The 242-nt window shown below is 52.5% G+C and carries 1 rRNA gene; it reads left to right on the forward strand.

The window, feature by feature from the left end:
- Positions 1-242, forward strand: a 23S ribosomal RNA gene (locus DCK90_RS16920); the annotation flags it as partial.

The following is a 242-nucleotide window of genomic DNA, read 5'->3' on the forward strand; positions in this document are numbered from 1 at the left end:
AGTCTGAATAGGGCGAATTGAGTACGTGGTCGTAGACCCGAAACCAGGTGATCTACCCATGTCCAGGGTGAAGTTCAGGTAACACTGAATGGAGGCCCGAACCCACGCACGTTGAAAAGTGCGGGGATGAGGTGTGGGTAGGGGTGAAATGCCAATCGAACCTGGAGATAGCTGGTTCTCTCCGAAATAGCTTTAGGGCTAGCCTCAAGGTAAGAGTCTCGGAGGTAGAGCACTGATTGGAC

Source organism: Muricauda brasiliensis, from assembly GCF_003057865.1.
Lineage (GTDB): Bacteria > Bacteroidota > Bacteroidia > Flavobacteriales > Flavobacteriaceae > Flagellimonas > Flagellimonas chongwuensis.